Annotated in this window: 18 protein-coding genes; 13 read left to right on the top strand and 5 right to left on the bottom strand. The window is 68.1% G+C overall.

Annotated elements, in window-relative coordinates; genetic code table 11:
• The first annotated feature begins 198 nt into the window (after nucleotides 1–198).
• The 7 genes from QH470_RS22750 (at nucleotide 199) to QH470_RS22720 (ending at nucleotide 7,014) form a co-directional block, all read left to right on the top strand.
• Nucleotides 199–780, top strand: coding sequence for a bacterial proteasome activator family protein (locus QH470_RS22750; RefSeq protein ID WP_280274381.1), 582 nt, complete (start codon nucleotides 199–201; stop codon nucleotides 778–780).
• 147 nt (nucleotides 781–927) lie between these two features.
• Entirely contained in the window at nucleotides 928–1,752 is an 825-nt protein-coding gene (gene wzm, locus QH470_RS22745) for a galactan export ABC transporter permease subunit Wzm/RfbD (RefSeq protein WP_483243947.1), read from the top strand.
• Nucleotides 1,753–1,759: 7 nt separating this feature from the next.
• Entirely contained in the window at nucleotides 1,760–2,578 is an 819-nt protein-coding gene (gene wzt / locus QH470_RS22740; protein WP_280274380.1) for a galactan export ABC transporter ATP-binding subunit Wzt/RfbE, read from the top strand.
• Complete coding sequence (glfT1, locus tag QH470_RS22735) at nucleotides 2,575–3,516, top strand: galactofuranosyltransferase GlfT1 (RefSeq protein WP_280274379.1); 942 nt, start codon at nucleotides 2,575–2,577, stop codon at nucleotides 3,514–3,516. Before wzt ends, glfT1 begins: the two co-directional genes overlap by 4 nt.
• A gap of 30 nt (nucleotides 3,517–3,546) precedes the next feature.
• Nucleotides 3,547–4,521, top strand: a complete 975-nt coding sequence (locus QH470_RS22730) for a hypothetical protein (protein ID WP_280274378.1) — start codon at nucleotides 3,547–3,549, stop codon at nucleotides 4,519–4,521.
• Between the two features lie 254 nt (nucleotides 4,522–4,775).
• Nucleotides 4,776–5,819 carry a ribosome small subunit-dependent GTPase A gene (gene rsgA / locus QH470_RS22725; protein WP_280274377.1) on the top strand — a complete coding sequence of 348 codons (1,044 nt, stop codon included), beginning with the start codon at nucleotides 4,776–4,778 and terminating at the stop codon, nucleotides 5,817–5,819.
• Between the two features lie 346 nt (nucleotides 5,820–6,165).
• A complete protein-coding gene (locus tag QH470_RS22720) occupies nucleotides 6,166–7,014 on the top strand; it encodes an SDR family oxidoreductase (RefSeq protein ID WP_280274376.1) in 849 nt (282 codons plus the stop codon).
• Nucleotides 7,015–7,211: 197 nt separating this feature from the next.
• Here the strand turns inward: QH470_RS22720 and QH470_RS22715 are convergent, their stop codons facing one another.
• On the bottom strand, nucleotides 7,212–7,610 hold the full coding sequence (locus tag QH470_RS22715; protein WP_280274375.1) for a hypothetical protein: 399 nt from the start codon (nucleotides 7,608–7,610) through the stop codon (nucleotides 7,212–7,214).
• 21 nt (nucleotides 7,611–7,631) lie between these two features.
• Between QH470_RS22715 and QH470_RS22710 the strand changes: the two genes are divergently transcribed.
• On the top strand, nucleotides 7,632–8,228 hold the full coding sequence (locus tag QH470_RS22710) for a TetR/AcrR family transcriptional regulator (protein WP_280274374.1): 597 nt from the start codon (nucleotides 7,632–7,634) through the stop codon (nucleotides 8,226–8,228).
• A 14-nt stretch (nucleotides 8,229–8,242) separates the two neighbouring features.
• Here the strand turns inward: QH470_RS22710 and QH470_RS22705 are convergent, their stop codons facing one another.
• Nucleotides 8,243–10,180: a glycosyltransferase gene (locus QH470_RS22705; protein WP_280274373.1), complete on the bottom strand. Its 1,938-nt coding sequence runs from the start codon at nucleotides 10,178–10,180 to the stop codon at nucleotides 8,243–8,245.
• Between the two features lie 57 nt (nucleotides 10,181–10,237).
• Nucleotides 10,238–10,747 carry a GtrA family protein gene (locus tag QH470_RS22700; RefSeq protein WP_280274372.1) on the bottom strand — a complete coding sequence of 170 codons (510 nt, stop codon included), beginning with the start codon at nucleotides 10,745–10,747 and terminating at the stop codon, nucleotides 10,238–10,240.
• A gap of 124 nt (nucleotides 10,748–10,871) precedes the next feature.
• Here QH470_RS22700 and QH470_RS22695 point away from each other — a divergent pair, with 124 nt between their 5' ends.
• Nucleotides 10,872–11,840, top strand: a complete 969-nt coding sequence (locus tag QH470_RS22695; RefSeq protein WP_280274371.1) for a glycosyltransferase — start codon at nucleotides 10,872–10,874, stop codon at nucleotides 11,838–11,840.
• On the top strand, nucleotides 11,837–13,381 hold the full coding sequence (locus tag QH470_RS22690; protein WP_280274370.1) for a DUF2142 domain-containing protein: 1,545 nt from the start codon (nucleotides 11,837–11,839) through the stop codon (nucleotides 13,379–13,381). The genes QH470_RS22695 and QH470_RS22690 overlap by 4 nt, the downstream gene beginning before the upstream one ends.
• Nucleotides 13,382–13,386: 5 nt before the next feature.
• Here QH470_RS22690 and rfbB read toward each other — a convergent pair whose 3' ends face one another.
• On the bottom strand, nucleotides 13,387–14,388 hold the full coding sequence (rfbB, locus tag QH470_RS22685; RefSeq protein ID WP_280274369.1) for a dTDP-glucose 4,6-dehydratase: 1,002 nt from the start codon (nucleotides 14,386–14,388) through the stop codon (nucleotides 13,387–13,389).
• Between the two features lie 409 nt (nucleotides 14,389–14,797).
• Here rfbB and QH470_RS22680 point away from each other — a divergent pair, with 409 nt between their 5' ends.
• On the top strand, nucleotides 14,798–15,505 hold the full coding sequence (locus tag QH470_RS22680) for a DUF8020 domain-containing protein (protein WP_280274368.1): 708 nt from the start codon (nucleotides 14,798–14,800) through the stop codon (nucleotides 15,503–15,505).
• Between the two features lie 67 nt (nucleotides 15,506–15,572).
• Here the strand turns inward: QH470_RS22680 and QH470_RS22675 are convergent, their stop codons facing one another.
• Nucleotides 15,573–16,568, bottom strand: a complete 996-nt coding sequence (locus QH470_RS22675) for an alpha/beta hydrolase (RefSeq protein WP_280274367.1) — start codon at nucleotides 16,566–16,568, stop codon at nucleotides 15,573–15,575.
• A 195-nt stretch (nucleotides 16,569–16,763) separates the two neighbouring features.
• Between QH470_RS22675 and rfbA the strand changes: the two genes are divergently transcribed.
• Both rfbA and QH470_RS22665 read left to right on the top strand, forming a co-directional pair.
• Nucleotides 16,764–17,687, top strand: a complete 924-nt coding sequence (gene rfbA, locus QH470_RS22670) for a glucose-1-phosphate thymidylyltransferase RfbA (protein ID WP_280274366.1) — start codon at nucleotides 16,764–16,766, stop codon at nucleotides 17,685–17,687.
• 2 nt (nucleotides 17,688–17,689) lie between these two features.
• Nucleotides 17,690–18,250: a dTDP-4-dehydrorhamnose 3,5-epimerase family protein gene (locus QH470_RS22665; RefSeq protein WP_280274445.1), complete on the top strand. Its 561-nt coding sequence runs from the start codon at nucleotides 17,690–17,692 to the stop codon at nucleotides 18,248–18,250.
• Nucleotides 18,251–18,377: the final 127 nt, after the last annotated feature.

The raw sequence follows: 18,377 nt of genomic DNA, 5'->3' as shown, positions 1-18,377 counted from the left end.
CGGGCACCGGACTACCACACCGGTACCACCGGGGTAACCAGCTGACAGATCACGCGACATGGCAACCGACTTTCAGCAAACCGAACCACTCACGAGGCGGACACGACCGCAACAGAATACTGACCGTCACCCTCCGGCATACCCGCAGTGCGTACCCACCCGAAGCGCGTCGCGGCCGGACAAGACATGATGGAGATCATGACGCAATCGGACGGAGCACCGGATTCCATCGTGGTGATCGGCCCCGAAGGCAAGCCGCTGGTCATCCCGGCGAGCGCCCAGGGCGAGGCGCCGTTCGCCGGGCAGGTGGTCGGCGAGGGCGGCGCGGAGACCGACAGCAAGGACGAGTCGCTGGCCGACATGGTCGAGCAACCGGCGAAGGTCATGCGCATCGGCACCATGATCAAGCAGCTCTTGGAGGAGGTGCGGGCGGCGCCGCTGGACGATGCCAGCCGCACCCGCCTCAAGGAGATCCACCAGACCTCGATCCGCGAGCTGGAACAGGGCCTGTCGCCGGAGCTGCGCGACGAGCTGGAGCGTCTCGCACTGCCGTTCAGCGAGGGGTCCATCCCGTCGGACGCCGAGCTGCGCATCGCCCAGGCTCAGCTGGTCGGCTGGTTGGAGGGCCTTTTCCACGGCATCCAGACCGCGCTGTTCGCCCAGCAGATGGCCGCGCGCCAGCAGCTCGAGCAGATGCGGCACGCGCTGCCGCCGGGCGCGCACACCCCGGGTGAGCGCGGGCAGGGCGGTTCGGCCACGGGCAGCGGTCAGTATCTCTGACGCTTCCGAACACCGACCATGCGCGGTTTGCGGCCCGCACGCAGCGGCCGCCACCGCGCACAGCTACAGTCGGTCACTGTGCCCGCAGCAGCTCCAGCCGAGCCGGCGACCGCCGAACAGCGCCCGGCCGACGCCTCGGTACCGATAGTGTCTGATTCGCAGTCGTTCGGACGTGCGTTCAAGGATCTACGCGACGGCTTCGCGCAGCGTGAACTATGGCTGTCGCTGGGCTGGCAGGACATCAAGCAGCGGTACCGCCGGTCGGTGCTGGGGCCGTTCTGGATCACCATCTCGACCGCGGTGCAGGCGGCCGCCATCGGCCTGCTGTACGCGACGCTGCTCGCTCAGCCGCTGCGCGAATATCTGCCGTACGTGACCGTCGGCATCATCGTGTGGAATGTGATCGAGGCCAGCATCATCGAGGGCGCGGACGTGTTCATCGCCAACGAGGGCCTGATCAAACAGCTGCCCTCGGCATTGAGCGTGCACATCTACCGCATGGTGTGGCGGCAGTTCCTGTTCTTCGCGCACAACCTCGTCATCTACGCGGTGATGCTGGTCGGATTCAGCGTGTGGCGCGATCTGAACTGGTCGGTGCTGCTCGTGCTGCCCGCCATCGTGCTGTTGTTCCTCAACGCGATGTGGGTGTCGATCGTGTTCGGCATCTTCAGCACTCGCTACCGCGACATCGCGCCCATTCTCGGCAGCCTCACCCGCATGCTGTTCGTGCTGACCCCCGTCATGTGGTCGGCGAAAGTGCTGCACGCGCAAGGCGGCACGGTGAGCGAGCGGGCCCGGCTGGTCGAATTGATCCCGACGTTCCACTATCTCGAGATCGTGCGCGCACCGGCGCTGGGCGATCCGATCGCGTTGCGCAGCTGGCTGGTGGTGCTGACATTCACCGTCGTCGGCTGGGTGGTGGCAATCTTGGCTCTGAAGCAGTTCCGATCCCGCGTCCCCTACTGGGTGTGAAGGCGACATGTCCGATGTGAGTATCGAAACCCGGAACGCCTGGGTGGAGTTTCCGATCTTCGACGCCAAATCACGATCTTTGAAGAAGGCGTTTCTCGGCAAGGCCGGTGGTTCCATCGGGCGCAACAAGTCCGACGTGGTGGTCGTCGAGGCGCTGCGCGACATCACCGTGTCGTTCCAGGAGGGCGACCGGGTGGGCCTGGTCGGCCACAACGGCGCCGGCAAATCGACACTGCTGCGGCTGCTTTCGGGAATCTACGAACCCACTCGCGGCAGCGCGCGCGTAACCGGCCGGGTGGCACCGGTTTTCGATCTCGGCGTCGGCATGGACCCGGAGATCTCCGGATACGAGAACATCGTCATTCGCGGGCTGTTTCTCGGGCAGAGCCGTAAGCAGATGATGGCCAAGGTCGACGAGATCGCCGAGTTCACCGAACTCGGCGAATATCTCAACATGCCGCTGCGCACCTATTCGGCCGGTATGCGGGTCCGTCTGGCGATGGGCGTGGTGACGTCGATCGATCCCGAGATCCTGTTGCTGGACGAGGGCATCGGCGCGGTGGACGCCGAGTTCATGAAGAAGGCGCGAAATCGCCTGCGCGATCTCGTCGCTCGCTCCGGAATCCTGGTATTTTGCAGCCATTCCAACGAATTCCTGGCGCAACTGTGCGACACCGCGATCTGGATCGATCACGGACAGATGCGGATGCGCGGCGGAATCGAGGAAGTGGTGCGGGCCTACGAGGGGCCCGATGCCGGTGATCATGTCGCCCAAATTCTGCGCGAGCTGGAACGAGAACGGGAACTGGAGCGGAATCCCACATGAGTGATCAGGCGGCCGCCGCCGAGGCAGCGCGGTCCGAACCGGCACCGGGCGGGGACCGCATCGTCGCGGTGGTCGTCACGCACAAGCGCCGCGAGTTGCTGGCCGAATCGTTGAAAGTGCTGGGCGCGCAGACGCGCCCGGTCGATCACCTGATCGTGGTGGACAACGCCAACGAGCCCGAGGTGGGCGAGCTGGTGCGGGAGCAGCCGGTGCCGGCGACCTACCTGGGTTCGGAGCACAACCTCGGCGGCGCCGGTGGTTTCGCGCTGGGCATCCTGCACGCGCTGTCGCTCGGCGCGGACTGGGTCTGGCTGGCCGACGACGACGGGCGACCGGAGGGCCCGGAGGTGCTCGAGACGCTGGTCGGCTGCGCCCAGCGGCACGGGCTCGCGGAGGTGTCGCCGGTGGTGGCCGACATCGACGATCCGGATCGGCTGGCCTTCCCGCTGCGCCGCGGCGTGGTGTGGCGGCGACTGCGTTCCGAACTCGGCGACGACGACTTCCTGCCCGGCATCGCCTCGCTGTTCAACGGCGCCCTGATCTCGGCGCGGGCCGTCGACGTGATCGGCGTTCCGGATCTGCGGCTGTTCGTGCGCGGGGACGAGGTGGAGATCCATCGCCGCCTGGTGCGGTCGGGACTGCCGTTCGGCACCTGTCTGCGGGCCGCGTACCTGCATCCCAACGGATCCGCCGAGTTCAAGCCGATTCTGGGCGGGCGGATGCACACCCAGTACCCGGACGATCCGGTCAAGCGCTACTTCACCTATCGCAACCGTGGCTACCTCATGGCACAGCCCGGGATGCGGAAACTGCTGCCGCAGGAATGGGCTCGATTTTCCTGGTTCTTCCTTGTGCAGCAAAAAGATCCGGCCGGTCTGAAAGAATGGCTGCGACTGCGACGCCTGGGGCGGCGCGAGCAGTTCCACAAACCCGGTTAGATCAGCGTTTTCGAATATGGAGGTACGGCTGTGAGCAACCCCTACGGCGGGCAGCCACCGAACGGGCACAATCCCTGGCAGCAGAACGGGCAACCGCCGTATCCCGGAGTTCCCCAGCCGCAGAACGGCGGTGGCGCCTACGGTGCGCCGCAGCTCCCGCAGCGCGGGGCGCAACAGCCGCACAGCGCCTCGTCGCCGCAGCTCCCGCAGGCCGGGCACGGTGGGTCCGCGCCGCAGATCCCGCAGCCGCACAGCGCGTCGTCGCCGCAAGTGCCGCAGCCGGGATATGGTGCGCCGCAACCACATAGCGCGTCGTCGCCACAGATCCCGCAGCCGGGATACGGTGCGCCGCAACCGCACAGCGCGTCGTCCCCGCAGGTGCCGCAGCCCGGTGCGCCGCAGTTCCCGCAGCCCGGTTATCCCGCGCAGCCGCCGTACGGTGCGCCGCCGCAGCCGGGTTACGGCGCACCCCAGCCGGGTTACGGCGCACCCGTTCCCGGACAGCAGTTTCCGGGCGCTCCGGCCAATCCCTATGGCGGGCAACCGAATCCGTATGCCCAGCCGAATTACGGTGCGCCGCAAGGGCCCTACGGCCCCGGGCAGCCGCAGTTCCAGCCCGAGCCGGGCCCGCCCGGCATCGTGGTGGACAGCTCCTACTTCCCGATGGCCTTCATGCTGGCGCTGACCGGGCCGAAGATTCTCGTGAACGGGCAGCAGGTGCCGATGGCGCGCTGGGGCGCCACGCACATCCCGATCGGGCCGGGCCAGCATCACCTCCGGGTCGCTACCCGCTGGATGTGGGACATGGGCCCGGCCGACGCCGTGGTGCCGGTGACCGAGGGTATGAGCACCCGCGTCTACTACCGGTCACCGGCGATCGCGTTCATCCGCGGGGCGATCGGGCCGGTGCCGCAGTCCACGCCCGGTATCGCCTTCATCTACGTGATGTGGGGCCTCGCGGCGCTCATCATCCTGCTCAACATCGTGATGATCGCGGCGCTGTAGGCGCGGTCGGAAGATCGGTTCTCGGAAAAATATGTTGCGCCCCGTCCGGGGCGCCTGTCATCGTTGTACCAGTCCACAACGGACACAACGTCGAAAGGGTCGAGGAGGTGGAAGCGTGAACGTCAACTATCGGATTGTCGCGGTCGGGCAGCGGCCGGATATCGAAAGCCGCGCCGCCGCATGCGCTTCCACCCTCTCCCCGATGCACTGAGCCCACGCCGGGCGCAGTGCCCGACGAAGGACGACTCTCCATCATGGTCGATTACGACCGTCTGACTTCTTACGGCTGGAATCCGGCCGTTTCCGCCGCGTATACACGACTGCTCGACACCGGCTGGGTCCCGGCCCGCGTGATCCGGATGGATCGCAGCGAGTGCGACGTCGCGACACCCGAAGGGCTCGCGCGTGCGCGCTGCCCGCGGGCGGATACCAACGTCGAGGGCCTGTGTACCGGCGACTGGGTCGCTGTGGACACCGAACTCGTTGTGCGGCAACTACTTCCCCGGCGCACGGCGATCGTGCGCGCTACCGTCTCCGGGCGTTCGGAGGCCCAGGTACTGGCCGCGAACGTCGATACGGTGCTCGTGTGCACGGCCGCCGACGGCGACGTCGACCTGGGCCGCATCGAGCGACTGCTGGCCCTGGCCTGGGAATCCGGCGCGCAACCGGTGGTGGTGCTGACGAAAACCGATCTGGCCGTGGACGTTCCGCTGGACGAGGTGCGCGCGGTCGCGCCGGGCGCGACCACGCTGGCCGTCAGCGCGAACACGGGTATGGGCATGGACGTGCTCACCGCCGTGCTCTCGGGCACCGTCGCGTTGATCGGTCCCTCCGGCGCGGGCAAGTCCACGCTGGCGAACGCGCTACTCGGCGCGGAAGTGTTCGCCACCAACGACGTTCGCGCCGCCGACAAGCGCGGACGGCACACGACCGTGCACCGCGAGTTGCGCCCCCTACCGGGCGGCGGCACCCTCATCGACACCCCGGGTCTCCGCTCGGTCGGGCTGTGGGATGCGGCCGAGGGCCTGGGCCGCACGTTCAGCGATATCGAAACCCTCGCCGCCGACTGCCGTTTCGCCGACTGCTCCCACCAACGCGAGCCCGGCTGCGCGATCCGGTCCGCCCTGGAATCCGGCGCACTCCCACAACGCCGCTTCGACAGCTACCTGAAATTGCAACGCGAAAACGAGTGGCTGGCCTCCCGCACCGACGCCCGCCTCCGCGCCGAACGCCAGCGAGCCTGGAAAACCGCGACCAAGTCACAACGCTGGGAATACCGCAAACGCCATTCCGGCTGACGACGGTCGGCGGCGGCGTCCGGCTCGGCGCGTGCCGCCTTCAGCGCGGCGCGAGGCCGCCGATCGCCGCCGCGGACCGAGCGGGCTCGGGCAGGTGTGACGTTCACCGCATAGGACACAACGCCCACCGCGTCCGCTCGGGATCGCGCCGCGCCACGAATGCGGCGCTCACCGCGAAATACCGCGGCACTGCCGCATTCGTGTGCCGGCGGATACCCTCCACCTCACTATGCAACTAGTTGCATAGTGATGAGCGGTCGCTTAATCTCCGAATCGGGCAGATCCCTCCCCCGGCCGTCGTCTACTCGAGATCATCGAGTCGGGGGCGACAGATTGGAGCAGGCGAATGACGGAAGCAGGCAAGCCGCTGGCGGGCCGGACCCTGATCATGTCGGGCGGCAGCCGCGGCATCGGGCTGGAGATCGCCAAGCGAGCCGCGGGCGACGGGGCGAACATCACCCTGATCGCGAAGACCGACCAGCCGCATCCGAAGTTGCCCGGCACCATCCACACCGCGGCCGCGGAACTCGAGCAGGCCGGGGGTACGGTGCTGAAGTTCGTCGGCGACGTGCGCGACGACGATGCGGTCGCGCAGGCCGTGCAGCAGACCATCGGCCGATTCGGCGGCATCGACCTGGTCGTCAACAATGCCTCGGCAATCGACCTCTCGCCGACCGAGACCCTGGCGATGAAGAAGTACGACCTGATGCAGGACATCAACTGCCGCGGCAGTTTCCTGCTGTCCAAGCTGAGCATTCCGGCGCTGAAGGAATCCGCGCAGGCCGGCCGCAACCCGCACATCCTGACCCTGTCCCCGCCGCTGAACCTGGACCCGAAGTGGGCGGGCCAGTCGCTGGGCTACACCATCGCGAAGTACGGAATGTCGCTCACCACCCTGGGTTTGGCGGAGGAGTTGCGCAAGTACGGCATCGGCGTCAACTCGCTGTGGCCCCGCACCACCATCGCCACCGCCGCCGTACAGAACCTGCTCGGCGGCGAGGAAATGGTCCGCACCTCCCGCACCCCCGACATCTACGCCGACTCCGCCTACCTCGTCCTCACCTCCCCGGCGAAAGACACCACCGGCAACTTCTTCCTCGACGACGAAGTCCTCGCCGCCCACGGAATCACCGACCTGGACAAGTACCGCGTGACCCCCGGCGACGAACCTCTCACCACCGACCTGTTCCTCTGACAGGCCCAGGCGGCCGAACCCGCTGACAGACAAGGTTTCCCGGGCTCCGCCGTGCCCGATCCCGTCACAAACTGGACGGCCGATTTTGTCGGTACATTGGAGTGCGGTCGTCGACAACAACCCGCCGCCGGCGCCGACCGGCTCGGCCGGTCGCTGAGCTCAGCCGGGCATCGGCCGGGGCCGGTGGCGCTGCCGCCTCAATCCGCAGCCGTCGCCGTCCGGCCGCGTTCGGCCGACGCGGCGATCCGGCGCAGCATCCGCCGGACCACCAACCGATGACCGCCGCTGCCGATGACGAGTGCCTTGTAGACGCGGCCCGCCACGCCGGGAAAAACGGCGCGCGTCTCGGCCGTGAGCGTGGTGCGCCCCGGCGTGGTCTCGGACAGGGAGAAGACCAGCGCATACCGTGAGAACGGGTGGTCGCCGCGCAGCGCCAGACGACGCGGCGGATCCGTCTCGTCGAGCGCGAAACCCCTGGGCACCGTGCTGAGGTCGGCCGGATCCGAGCAGAACGACCGCAGCAGCGCGGCCCAGGTATGTTCCGCATCGGCGGTGATTATTCTGGAATGCTGATCGATATAGGGCAAACGCTCCATATAGAAGGAACGTACTAGTACATGGCGCCACCCCGCAAGCACGACACCGACGTGATCCTCGACGCAGCGCGCAGCCTGGTCCTGCGCGACGGCCCGCGCGCGGCCAGCGTCGCCGCCATCGCGGCGGCCAGCGGCGCGCCCGTGGGCACGCTGTATCACCGCTTCGGCAATCGCAACGGGGTGCTCGTCGCGACCTGGATCCGCGCGCTGGAACGGTTTCAGGCGCGGGCGCTGGCGGCCGCGGCGGACCCGGATCCGTTGCAGGCCGCCGTCGGAATGGCCGTTGCCACCATCGAATTCGCGCGCGCCCTGCCCGACGACGCCAAACTGCTCCTGCATCTGCGACCGGGAGACCTGCTCGACGGCGCACCCGAGACCGAACTGCGCGACCGCCTGGCCCGCATGAACTCACCCCTGATCGAGCACGTCCGGCGCCTGACCCGGGACCTGTTCGGCGATGACGACCCGCGCTCGATCGACCGGCTCACCCGCGCCGTGGTCGATCTGCCCAATGCCACCCTCCGCCGCCACGCCCGCCAAGGCGACCTCCCCGACTGGCTGGAATCCGACGTCGCCGCCGCCGCCCGCACCCTGCTCGTCTCGAGTCCGGGCGGCTGACCACACCGTCGAATTCAGATGCCGTAGAGGCGTTCCCAGTTCTCGCGGCTGGTGAGTTCGGGCATGGCCGCGCGGTACTGCTCGGACACGGCGGGCAGTTCGCGGCGCAGGCGGCGCAGCACCCGGACCGTGCGCAGCAGCAGGGCGCGGGCCTTGGCCTTGTCGCGCCGCCGGATTCGCACGCCGGACTGAGACGCGTCGGTCACCATCACATGGTCGAACAGGCCGATGTGCCACCAGTGCGCGTCCTCGCGGGTGACGGCCTTCAGACCCGGCTGGACGCGGCCGGTCCACTGCTGGATGGCCCGCTTGATCAGCACCAGCACCGGACGGCTCGGCTCGCCGCTCGCCCGCCGCACCTCGATATCGGCATTGCGGATCGGCGCGGTGGCCGCGGGATGCTTCACCGTCTCGCCGTATTCACCGCGGCTGGTGCGCGCGGCGGCGAGGGCGGCCTGACCGCCGTCCTGCAGCGTCCGCGGACCCTTCAGGAAATCCTCGATGCCCTGCAGGGTCGTGTGCGCCAGCCCGTATTGCATACCGACCAGATACTCCGAGATCTCACGGAAAAGCCTGCGGGTGACGAGTTTCGGATCCAACCGGGTGTGCAGCGCCGAGACGATGAGCGAATTGCGCGAGGAGAAGTAGCGCGCCCAGTCGTCGAAATCCTTCCAGTAGAAGTCGGCGTGCCACACCGCCGCATTCGGCAGGGTCACGGTGACGAAACCGTGTTCGCGCGCGCGCAAACCGTATTCGACGTCGTCCCATTGGAAGAAGATCGGGATCGGCAACCCGATGCTCTGCACCACCTCGGACGGGATGAGGCAGGTCCACCAGGCGTTGTACCCCGCGTCGACGCGCCGCTCCTGATTGCGCTTGAGCATGCTGGTGTTGCGCAGCGCCTTGGCGACCTTCTGACCGTGCCGCAGGATCGGCAGATCCGTCTCCTCCGCGCCGACATTCAGGTAGTCGGGGTTGAGCAGGAACAGCATCTGCGCGCCGACCAGTGTCGGCTCGGTCGTCAGATTGGCGAAAGCGTTGAGCCGCAACACCGTTTCCGGTTCGCAGAGGATGTCGTCGTCCATCAGGATGACGTCGGCGTGCTCGTTGGCCGCCGACACCTCGTACAGGCCGCGGGTAAAACCGCCCGCCCCACCGAGATTCGGCTGACGCAGGTAGCGCAGCTTGTCACCGAAGCGCGGCTTGGTCTCCTGGTACAGCGGCCGATCCTCGACCAGATCGGTGCCCTGATCCACCACGTACACCGCGTCGATGGCGGCCAGCACGGTCGGATCCGACGCCAGCGCCGCCACGGTGTGCGCGCAGTCCTGCGCCCGGTTGAACGTGCAGATGGCGATCGCCACGGGCCGCACCCGCTCGGGCGCCGCCGCCGACCACTCCAGCTCGCCGATGCCCAATTCGCCACCGACGGCATCGAATTCGAGCCACAGCGCGCCGCCGTCGACGTATTGGTCCAGCGGCGCGCGCAACACGACGCGCTGTCCGGCGACGCCCTCGTCCGGGCCCTGGCCGTTGCGCCGGGCGGGCGTGCGGACGTCGGCGGTGTCGATGATGCGCCGGTGCCCGGCGATGTCGGAGGCCGCCAGCCGGACGCGCGCGCGGTCGCCCACGGTCAGGGTCATGGCAACCTCGACCTCGGTGACCGTGGTCCAGCGCTGCCAGTAGCTGGCGGCGAACCGGCCGAAATAGGTGTTGGTGTGCGCGGCGGCGCCCTTCTCCAGCCGCAGCGTCATCCGTTCCCGCGTGGCCTTGCCCTTGGTGACCGCGTACATCTCGGCGCTGATCTTCGGCGCGGGACCGGCGAAGATGCCCCGCTGTAGCACCAGCCGTTCCGGAGCCCGGTGATCGGCCCGCAACGCGGCGGGCGCGGAGTTGGCGATCAGCCGGTCGTTCTCGGATGCGGTCACGGCCTGCCCAGCCGACTGGTCCATATTTACAGTCCCTTTTTGTGATCTCGTGTTCGCCAGAGCGGAACCATTATCTCCATCTCACGCGCCGATGTCGGATCGGCCCGCCCGCGCGCCGGTGAACACGAATTTGTCGTATGCCCAATAGCGGAATACCACCGCGACGATCTGGCCGATCAAAGTACCGGAGATGTTGTCCGACAGCGGTGTCGACAGATCCAGTATGTACCGCGAGAAACCGAGGCAGCCCAGTTGCAAGCCGATCGCTACCACGTTGAACAGCGCGTAGAGCAGATATTCGCGCCCCGGGCTGCCGCCCTTCTTGTCCGCGAAGGTCCACCACTTGTTGCCGAAGTAGGTGACCACCGTCGCCACCACGATGGCGATGATCTTGGCGGGCAGCGGCGCGTGGTACAGCACGCCCTCGCCGCCCCAGAAGACCAGCAGGTTGTAGGTGCCCGCGTCGACGAGGAAACCGATCGCACCGACGACGAGAAACGCCCCGCCCCGGCGCAGCGCGGCGAGCACCTTGGTGATCAGGGACGCGCCGGTCCGAGCGGCCGGATCGGTCGCGGTTTCACTGCTGGTCACTTCGGGGACGGTACCGCATCCTGGATACACACCGAGGGTTACCGGGCGCGTCCGGGCGGCTCCCCTGTACCCTCCCGGTGTTCCGTATTTCACCGTCCGATTTCACAAATGAGGGACTGACGGGGTGGACCCCACCGAGCTTCGTATCGCCGCAGTGGTGCCCTGCCACAACGAGGAGGCCGCGGTGGCCAAGGTCGTCGCCGACCTCAAGGCCGCCGTGCCGGGCATCGTCGTCTACGTCTACGACAACCTGAGCACGGACGGCACCGCCGACCGTGCCCGCGCCGCCGGTGCGATCGTGCGCACCGAGCACACCAAGGGCAAGGGCAACGTCGTACGGCGAGCGTTCGCCGATATCGAGGCCGACGTCTATCTGATGATCGACGGCGACGACACTTACGACGCCTCCGCCGCGCCGCTGATGATCAAGACCCTGCTGGACGGGCCCTACGATCACGTGCTGGGTGTGCGCAAGCAGAACGAGGGCGAGAACGCCTACCGCGCGGGGCACGAGGCCGGTAACAAGGTCCTCAACGGCGTGGTCGGCAAGGTGTTCGGCGAGAACGTCGAGGACATGCTCTCCGGCTATCGTGTGTTCTCCCGCCGGTTCGTGAAGAGCTTCCCGGCCGTGTCGCGCGAGTTCGAGATCGAGACCGAGCTGACCGTGCACTCGCTGCACCTGCGAGTCCCGCAGACCCAGGTGCCGGTCGGCTTCCGCGATCGGCCGGCGGGCAGCGAGAGCAAGCTGCGCACGTATCACGACGGCTTCAAGATCCTGGCCCTGATCGTCGGGCTGGCCCGGCACGAGCGGCCGGTGGCGTTCTACGGCCTGTTCGGCACCCTGGCGTGGGCGATCTCGATCATCCTGATCACCCCGATCGTCATCGAGTTCTACGAGATTCACGAGGTGCCGCGCTTCCCCACGCTGTTCCTCGGCTTCACGCTGCTGCTGCTCGGCAGCCTGGCCTGGACCGCGGGCCTGATCCTGGACGGCATCCGCCGCTCCCGGCACGAGGCCGCCCGCCTGATGTACCTGAGGTACTCGGCGGTCGGCACGGAGGCCGGTGAGCGGATCGGCGAGGGCCGCCGATGACGACCGACGCCCGTCCGCAGACCGTCGAGCGGACTGCCGAGGACGAGGCCGAGAGCGAGGCGGCGGAGACGCCTGCCAGACCGGCTCCGCTGCGCCGGGCCGGCGGCTGGGCGCCGCGGCGGCTGGGCGCGGCCACGGCCGTATTCCTCGTCGTCGCCGGAATTTTCGGGGTCGCGTGGGCGACGGTGACGCCGTCGTTCTGGGGCCACGACGAGATCACCCAGTTCGGCCGGGCCTACCAGGTCGCGCACGGCGGCTTCCTGCCGCAGCGCGTCCCCGACGACCGCGGCGTCGCCTACGGCGGCGAGGTCCCGCTCAGCGTCGACGGGCTGATGGGCTACGCCTTCTACGACTACAACCGCCGCCCGGCCGAACCGGAGCCGATGGCCGCCGACCGCGTCTCCTACCGGCTGCTGGAGTCGGCCCCGGTGACCACCGAGGCCACCAAACCGATCTGGTTCACCAATACCGCCGCCTACTCGCCGGTCCCGTATGTGCCTGCGGCCGTGGGCATCCGGCTGGCGGAGGCGCTCGATCTCGACGTGGGCGGGCTGGTGCTGCTCACCCGGCTGGCGGGCCTGATCGCCTATCTGGCCGTGGTCGGGTTCGCGCTGTGGTTGCTGCGCGCGTTCCGGGTGCAGTGGCTGGCTTTCGCCGTCGCGGTGCTGCCGATCGCGCTGTTCCAGGCCGGGACGGTCACCGCCGACACGCTGACCAACGCGCTGGCGATCCTGGTGTCGTGCCTGCTGGTCAAGGGACTGTTCCTGGGCGCCCGGTTGTCCCGCGCGGAGGTCGCCGTCGCGCTCGCCGCCACCGTGGCACTGCCGCTGTGCAAGCCGACGTATGTGCTGCTGGCCATGCTGACGGTGCTGATTCCGGCTCGGCAGTACGGCTTTTCGAGCCGGCGGCGCTGGATTCCGTGGGTTTGCGCGGCGGTGGGCGCCGGCGCTTTCGCGGTGTGGATGAAAATCGCCGCGCCGACGGGCGAGGGCATGGGCCTGATGCGGCCACCGGCGCAATGGCATTCGGTGCGGCCCGGTGATCAGCTGAAAGAGATTCTCGGCCACCCCGGGGATTTCCTGAACACCTTCGTAGAGAGCATCTGGTTCCGCGATCAGCGCTGGTTCACTCAATTCTTCGGGGAACTCGGATTCGCCTATATCGACGTGCCCGCGATTTCGATTCTGGCCTGCCTGCTGGCATTCGCGGTGGGGCTCGGAATCGCCGAGCGGATGACCGCGGACCGGCTGCGCACCTGGGTCGTCGCGCTCACCGTGCTGGCCAGCATCGCGATGATCTACGTGACGCTGTACATGTCGTTCGCGCCCGTCGGCTATTACCTCGTCGACGGCGTGCAGGGCCGTTATTTCGTGCCGCTGGCCATCGCCGCCTTCGCGGTGCTGCTGCGGTGGATGCCGCTGCGGCTGACCGATGTTCGGGCGATGACGCCCGCGAAGGGGCCGGCGATCGCGATCGTGGCGGCCACGATCGTTTCGCTCGCCGCCGCGGTCGCCAAGTACGACTTCATGGTCTGGGGCTGAGCGAACTACAGCACCTTTTCCCCGGCGGCCGCGTACGCCTGCTCGGTGAGGTCCTTCTGCGGCCGCCACCAGTCCTCGTGCTCGCGATACCAGCGAATGGTGTCGGCCAGCCCCGCGCGGAAATCGGAAAACCGGGGCTCCCAGCCGAGTTCGGCGCGGAGCAGGCGGGCATCGATGGCGTAGCGCTGGTCGTGGCCGGGCCGATCGGTGACATGGTCGAAATCGTCCGGATCGCGGCCGAATTCGGCGAGAATCAAGCGGACCACGGCCTTGTTGTCCAATTCGCCGTCGGCGCCGATGAGATACGTCTGCCCGGTCCGGCCGCGGTCGAGAATCGACCACACCGCGCTGTTGTGGTCGTGTACGTGGATCCAGTCGCGGACCTGATGACCGGCGCCGTACAACCGCGGCCGCACCCCGTCGATGAGATTGGTGATCTGCCGCGGGATGAACTTCTCCACATGCTGATACGGGCCGTAGTTGTTGCTGCAGTTGGAAATCGTCGCGCGTACGCCGAACGAACGCACCCAGGCTCGCACCAGCATGTCGCTGGAGGCCTTGGTGGCCGAATACGGGCTGGACGGGTTGTACGGGGTCGACTCGTCGAAGGCCGGGGCCGCGGCGTCGAGGTCGCCGTAGACCTCGTCGGTGGAAATGTGGTGGTAGCGCACGTCGTGCCGGCGCACCGCCTGCAGCAGCGAATAGGTCCCGACGATATTGGTCTGCACGAACGGCCACGGCTGCGTGAGCGAGTTGTCGTTGTGTGACTCGGCGGCGAAGTGCACCACCGCGTCCACCCCGCCGACGAGCCGATCGACCAGCTCCAGATCCGCGATGTCACCGTGCACGAAGTCGATGCGGTCGGCGACGGGCGCCAGCGACGCCCGATTACCGGCGTAGGTGAGCTTGTCGAGCACCACGACCCGGGTGTCGGGCCGCTCGGCGAGGGTCTGGTGGACGAAGTTGGCGCCGATGAACCCGGCGCCCCCGGTTACGAGCAATCGCACGATCGTCAACACTATCGGCCACCGCCGGGGCCGGACCACGGCCGGGCCCGAGGTGCGGCCGACGTCCGTTCGGGCGACAATTGATGTCAGCTATTTCATACCGGACGGTCGGGCATTTCGGGCACCCGGTCGCCGATTACTACGGGATGCAAATAACAAATCGGTTACCCACGTCACCCAACTGCTGTGACATTCATCACAAACCGCTCGTTACGGCCGTCGGTCTACGATTCTATTTCCGCACGAAAACCGCACTCACACTGCATGTTTCCACAACCTTACGATACGCAAGAACCCGATGGTGAACAGAATTTGAATGAACGGTCACGACAGGTTCACCGCACGTTAGCTGCGTTCCATTTCGATTCTCGTGTCCCCCCGAACCACTCTGTATCGAGGTTCCACAGAAATGCTGATGAGGAAATTCGCCGCGACGTCGGCCATGCTGATCGCCGCAATCGGCGTGACCGCGGGCACCGTGAACGCGCAGCCGACCGCCGATGAGGGCGCGGTCAACTACAAGGCCACCACCACCGAGACCAGCACGATCATCTCGACGGACTCCGGGTCCCTGGTGAACGAGAACGGTGTCTTCAAGATCAAGGCCGCCAACGGAACCACCCTGGCCGGCACCGACCTCTCGTTCCGTGTCGACGACTACGTGTTCCCGATTGCTGCCGACATCTCGGGTAACACCGCCACCCTGACCCCGCAGTTCGACCTGGAGCACGCGAGTTACCGGCCCGTCGCGCTCCCGTTCGAGGACTCGGCCCCCTGGAAGACCCCGTACGACCGTGAGCTGGCCGCCTTCACCCGGCTGAAGGACACCATCTCCACCGGTGCCGCCATCGGCACCCTGGTCGGCGGCATCGGCGGCGGCGCCATCGGCTGCGTGCTCGGCGGCATCGCCGGCGCGACCGTGGCCTCGGCCGCGATCATCGGCCTGTTCGGCGCGTTCATTCCGGCCGCGGCCATCGGCTGCCTCGGTGGCATCATCGCCATCGGCGCGCTGGGCACCCTGGCCGGGCAGCTGCTGATCACGGCTCCGGTGGCGATTGCCGCTGCGGCGCAGTACTTCACCACCATCAACCAGCCGTTCGTTCCGCCGGCCAAGTGATCCGGTAGGAACCGTTCGGTTCCCCCAGCACCCCCGCCCTGTCAACGCCGGGCGGGGGTGCTGTCGTTCACGCGGTGCGCGCGACGCGGCCGCTCTCCACCCGGGCCCGCACGAAACGCGCCACCCGGCCGAGCGCGGACCGGCTCTCCGGCAGGTTCGGCAGGATGCTCATGAACGCGTGCACCTGGCCGCGCCACAGCTCGAGCGAGTTCGGCACGCCGGCCGCGGTCAGCCGCCGGGCCATGAGTTCGCAGTCGTAGCGCGGTAATTCGTCCTCGCCGACGATCAGGAGCGCGGGCGGCAGGCCCGCGAGCGCGCCGTTCACCGGGGAGAGCGCGGAGCATTCGCCGTCGGTGCCGTAGCGGACCATCTGCTCCATCGCCGACAGCGGGATGTACGGGTCGCGGGCGATGTTCAGGTAGTCGCGCTTGGCCGCGCAATCCAGATCGAGCGCCGGGGACAGTCCGACCAGACCGGCCGGCGCCGGCAGGCCGACCTCGACCGCGCGCAGCGCCGTCGCGAAGGTGAGGAACCCACCGGCCGAATCGCCCGCGAAGACGATCCGCGCCGGATCGACGCCGTGCCGCAGCAGCCACCGGTAGGCGGTGAGACAGTCCTCGACCGAATCCGAAATGCGCGTGGCGGGCAGCTGCCGGTAATCCACGTTCAGCACCGACAGTCCGGTGCGCCGGGCCAGCGCGGCGGCGACCGGACGATGCGTGTCCAGCCCGCAGAGGAAGAAGCCGCCGCCGTGCAGATACATCACCACGCCGTCGCGCAGCGCGCGCCGCGCACCGGCCGGGCGCAGGATCTCCATCCGGAAACCGCTGAGCCGCACCTGTTCTCGCTCCACTCCGGACGGCATGGGGCGCAGCCGGGCCAGACCGTCGACCACCGCGCTCGCCAGCGGCATGGTCAGCGGAGTGATCGGATAGTGCCGGACGACCGGCCGCACCACGCCGAGACAGGCCAGGCGCAGCGCGCGGGACGGCAGGCTGCCGCCGCCGGGATTCACCACGACGCCCGGCTCGCTGAGGGATTCGCCGATCGGGATCGCCACCATGGCGCACCTACTTCACTCCGGGCGCACCGAGCCGTCACAACCGTGGTCCGGCGGCGAGCTGTCGGCGCTGACAACGTGACCTACGCAACATTTTGTCGCCCCAGCGGGACTCGGCTAAACCGCCTGTGATCAATTCGCGGTCGAGTCGGAACCTCGTCGAGCCCGGACGCGGCGCGAATGGCAGACTGCTGTGACATGCGCGGAATCATTCTGGCCGGTGGCACCGGGTCACGGCTGCATCCGATCACGCGCGGAGTGAGCAAGCAGCTGGTTCCCGTGTACGACAAGCCGATGGTGTACTACCCGCTGTCGACGCTGATGCTGGCCGGGATCCGCGACATCCTGGTCATCACCACCCCCGAGGACGCCGACGCGTTCCGGCGGCTGCTCGGCGACGGCTCGCAGTTCGGCCTGTCGATCGGCTACGTGGTGCAGCCCGAACCCGACGGCCTGGCGCGCGCGTTCGTGCTCGGCGCCGACCACATCGGCACCGAGGCGGCGGCACTGGTGCTGGGGGACAACATCTTCCACGGTCCCGGACTGGGCACCCGGCTGCGCCGCTTCGACGGTCTGGACGGCGGCGCGGTCTTCGCCTACCGGGTGTCGGACCCGAGCGCGTACGGCGTCGTCGAATTCGCCGACGGCAAGGCGATTTCCATCGAGGAGAAGCCGAAGCTGCCCCGGTCCAACTACGCCATCCCGGGTCTGTACTTCTACGACAACGACGTCGTGGAGATCGCCCGCGACCTGCGTCCCTCCCAGCGCGGCGAGTACGAGATCACCGACATCAACCGCACCTATCTGGAACAGGGGCGGCTGTCGGTGGAGGTGCTGGCCCGCGGCACGGCCTGGCTGGATACCGGCACCTTCGACTCGCTGCTGGACGCCTCCAACTACGTCCGGACGATCGAGGAGCGGCAGGGTCTCAAGATCGGGGTGCCCGAGGAGGTGGCCTGGCGGCTGGGCTTCATCGACGACGAGCAGTTGTGCCGGCTGGCCGAGCCGCTGGCGCGCTCGGGCTACGGGAAGTATCTGCTCGAACTGATCGAGCACGGCCGCGGGTGGGAGCAGGACGGCATGGAACACGTCCGGCGGCCGGGCGGAGACGAGCACCGATGAGTATGCGGATCCGGGAACTCTCGGTGCCGGGCGCCTGGGAGTTCACCCCCACGCTGCGCGGCGACGACCGCGGGGTGTTCAGCGAATCGTTCAAGGCCTCCGAATTCGAGAAGGCGGTCGGGCGGCCGTTCGAGCTGTTGCAGGTCAACACCTCGACCTCGGCGGCCGGGGTGCTGCGCGGTATCCACTACACCGAGGACCCGCCCGGCCAGGCCAAGTACGTGACCTGCGTGCGCGGGGCCTTCCTGGACGTGGTGGTGGATCTGCGCCCCGGCTCCCCGACCTTCGCCACCTGGGACGCCGTCCTGATCGATGACGTGCACCGGCGCTCGGTGTTCCTGTCCGAGGGACTGGGCCACGCGCTGCTGTCGCTGGAGGACGACTCCACGGTCACCTACCTGTGCTCACTGGAGTACTCCCCCGAATTCGACCGGGATCTGGACGCTTTCGACCCCGAGCTGGGTATCGGCTGGCCGACCGTGGGCCGCGACGGCAGGCCGCTGACGTTCGTGCGCTCCCCGAAAGACGCCGCGGCGCCGCGATTGCGAAGCCTGCGCGCCTAGTTTCTACTCCCGACGACACGAACCGGGGGGGGGGGGGGGAAAATTGTGGACCCCCGCGGGGAGGCGAACGGCCGGACGGGAAGGGAGCCCCCCACAAGCCCCCCCCCCCCCACCGGCCGCCCCCCGG

The sequence above is a fragment of the Nocardia wallacei genome, assembly GCF_029868745.1.
Lineage (GTDB): Bacteria > Actinomycetota > Actinomycetes > Mycobacteriales > Mycobacteriaceae > Nocardia > Nocardia wallacei_B.
Note: the sequence above shows the minus strand (reverse complement) of the source record. Positions and strands in the feature narration are given on the sequence as shown.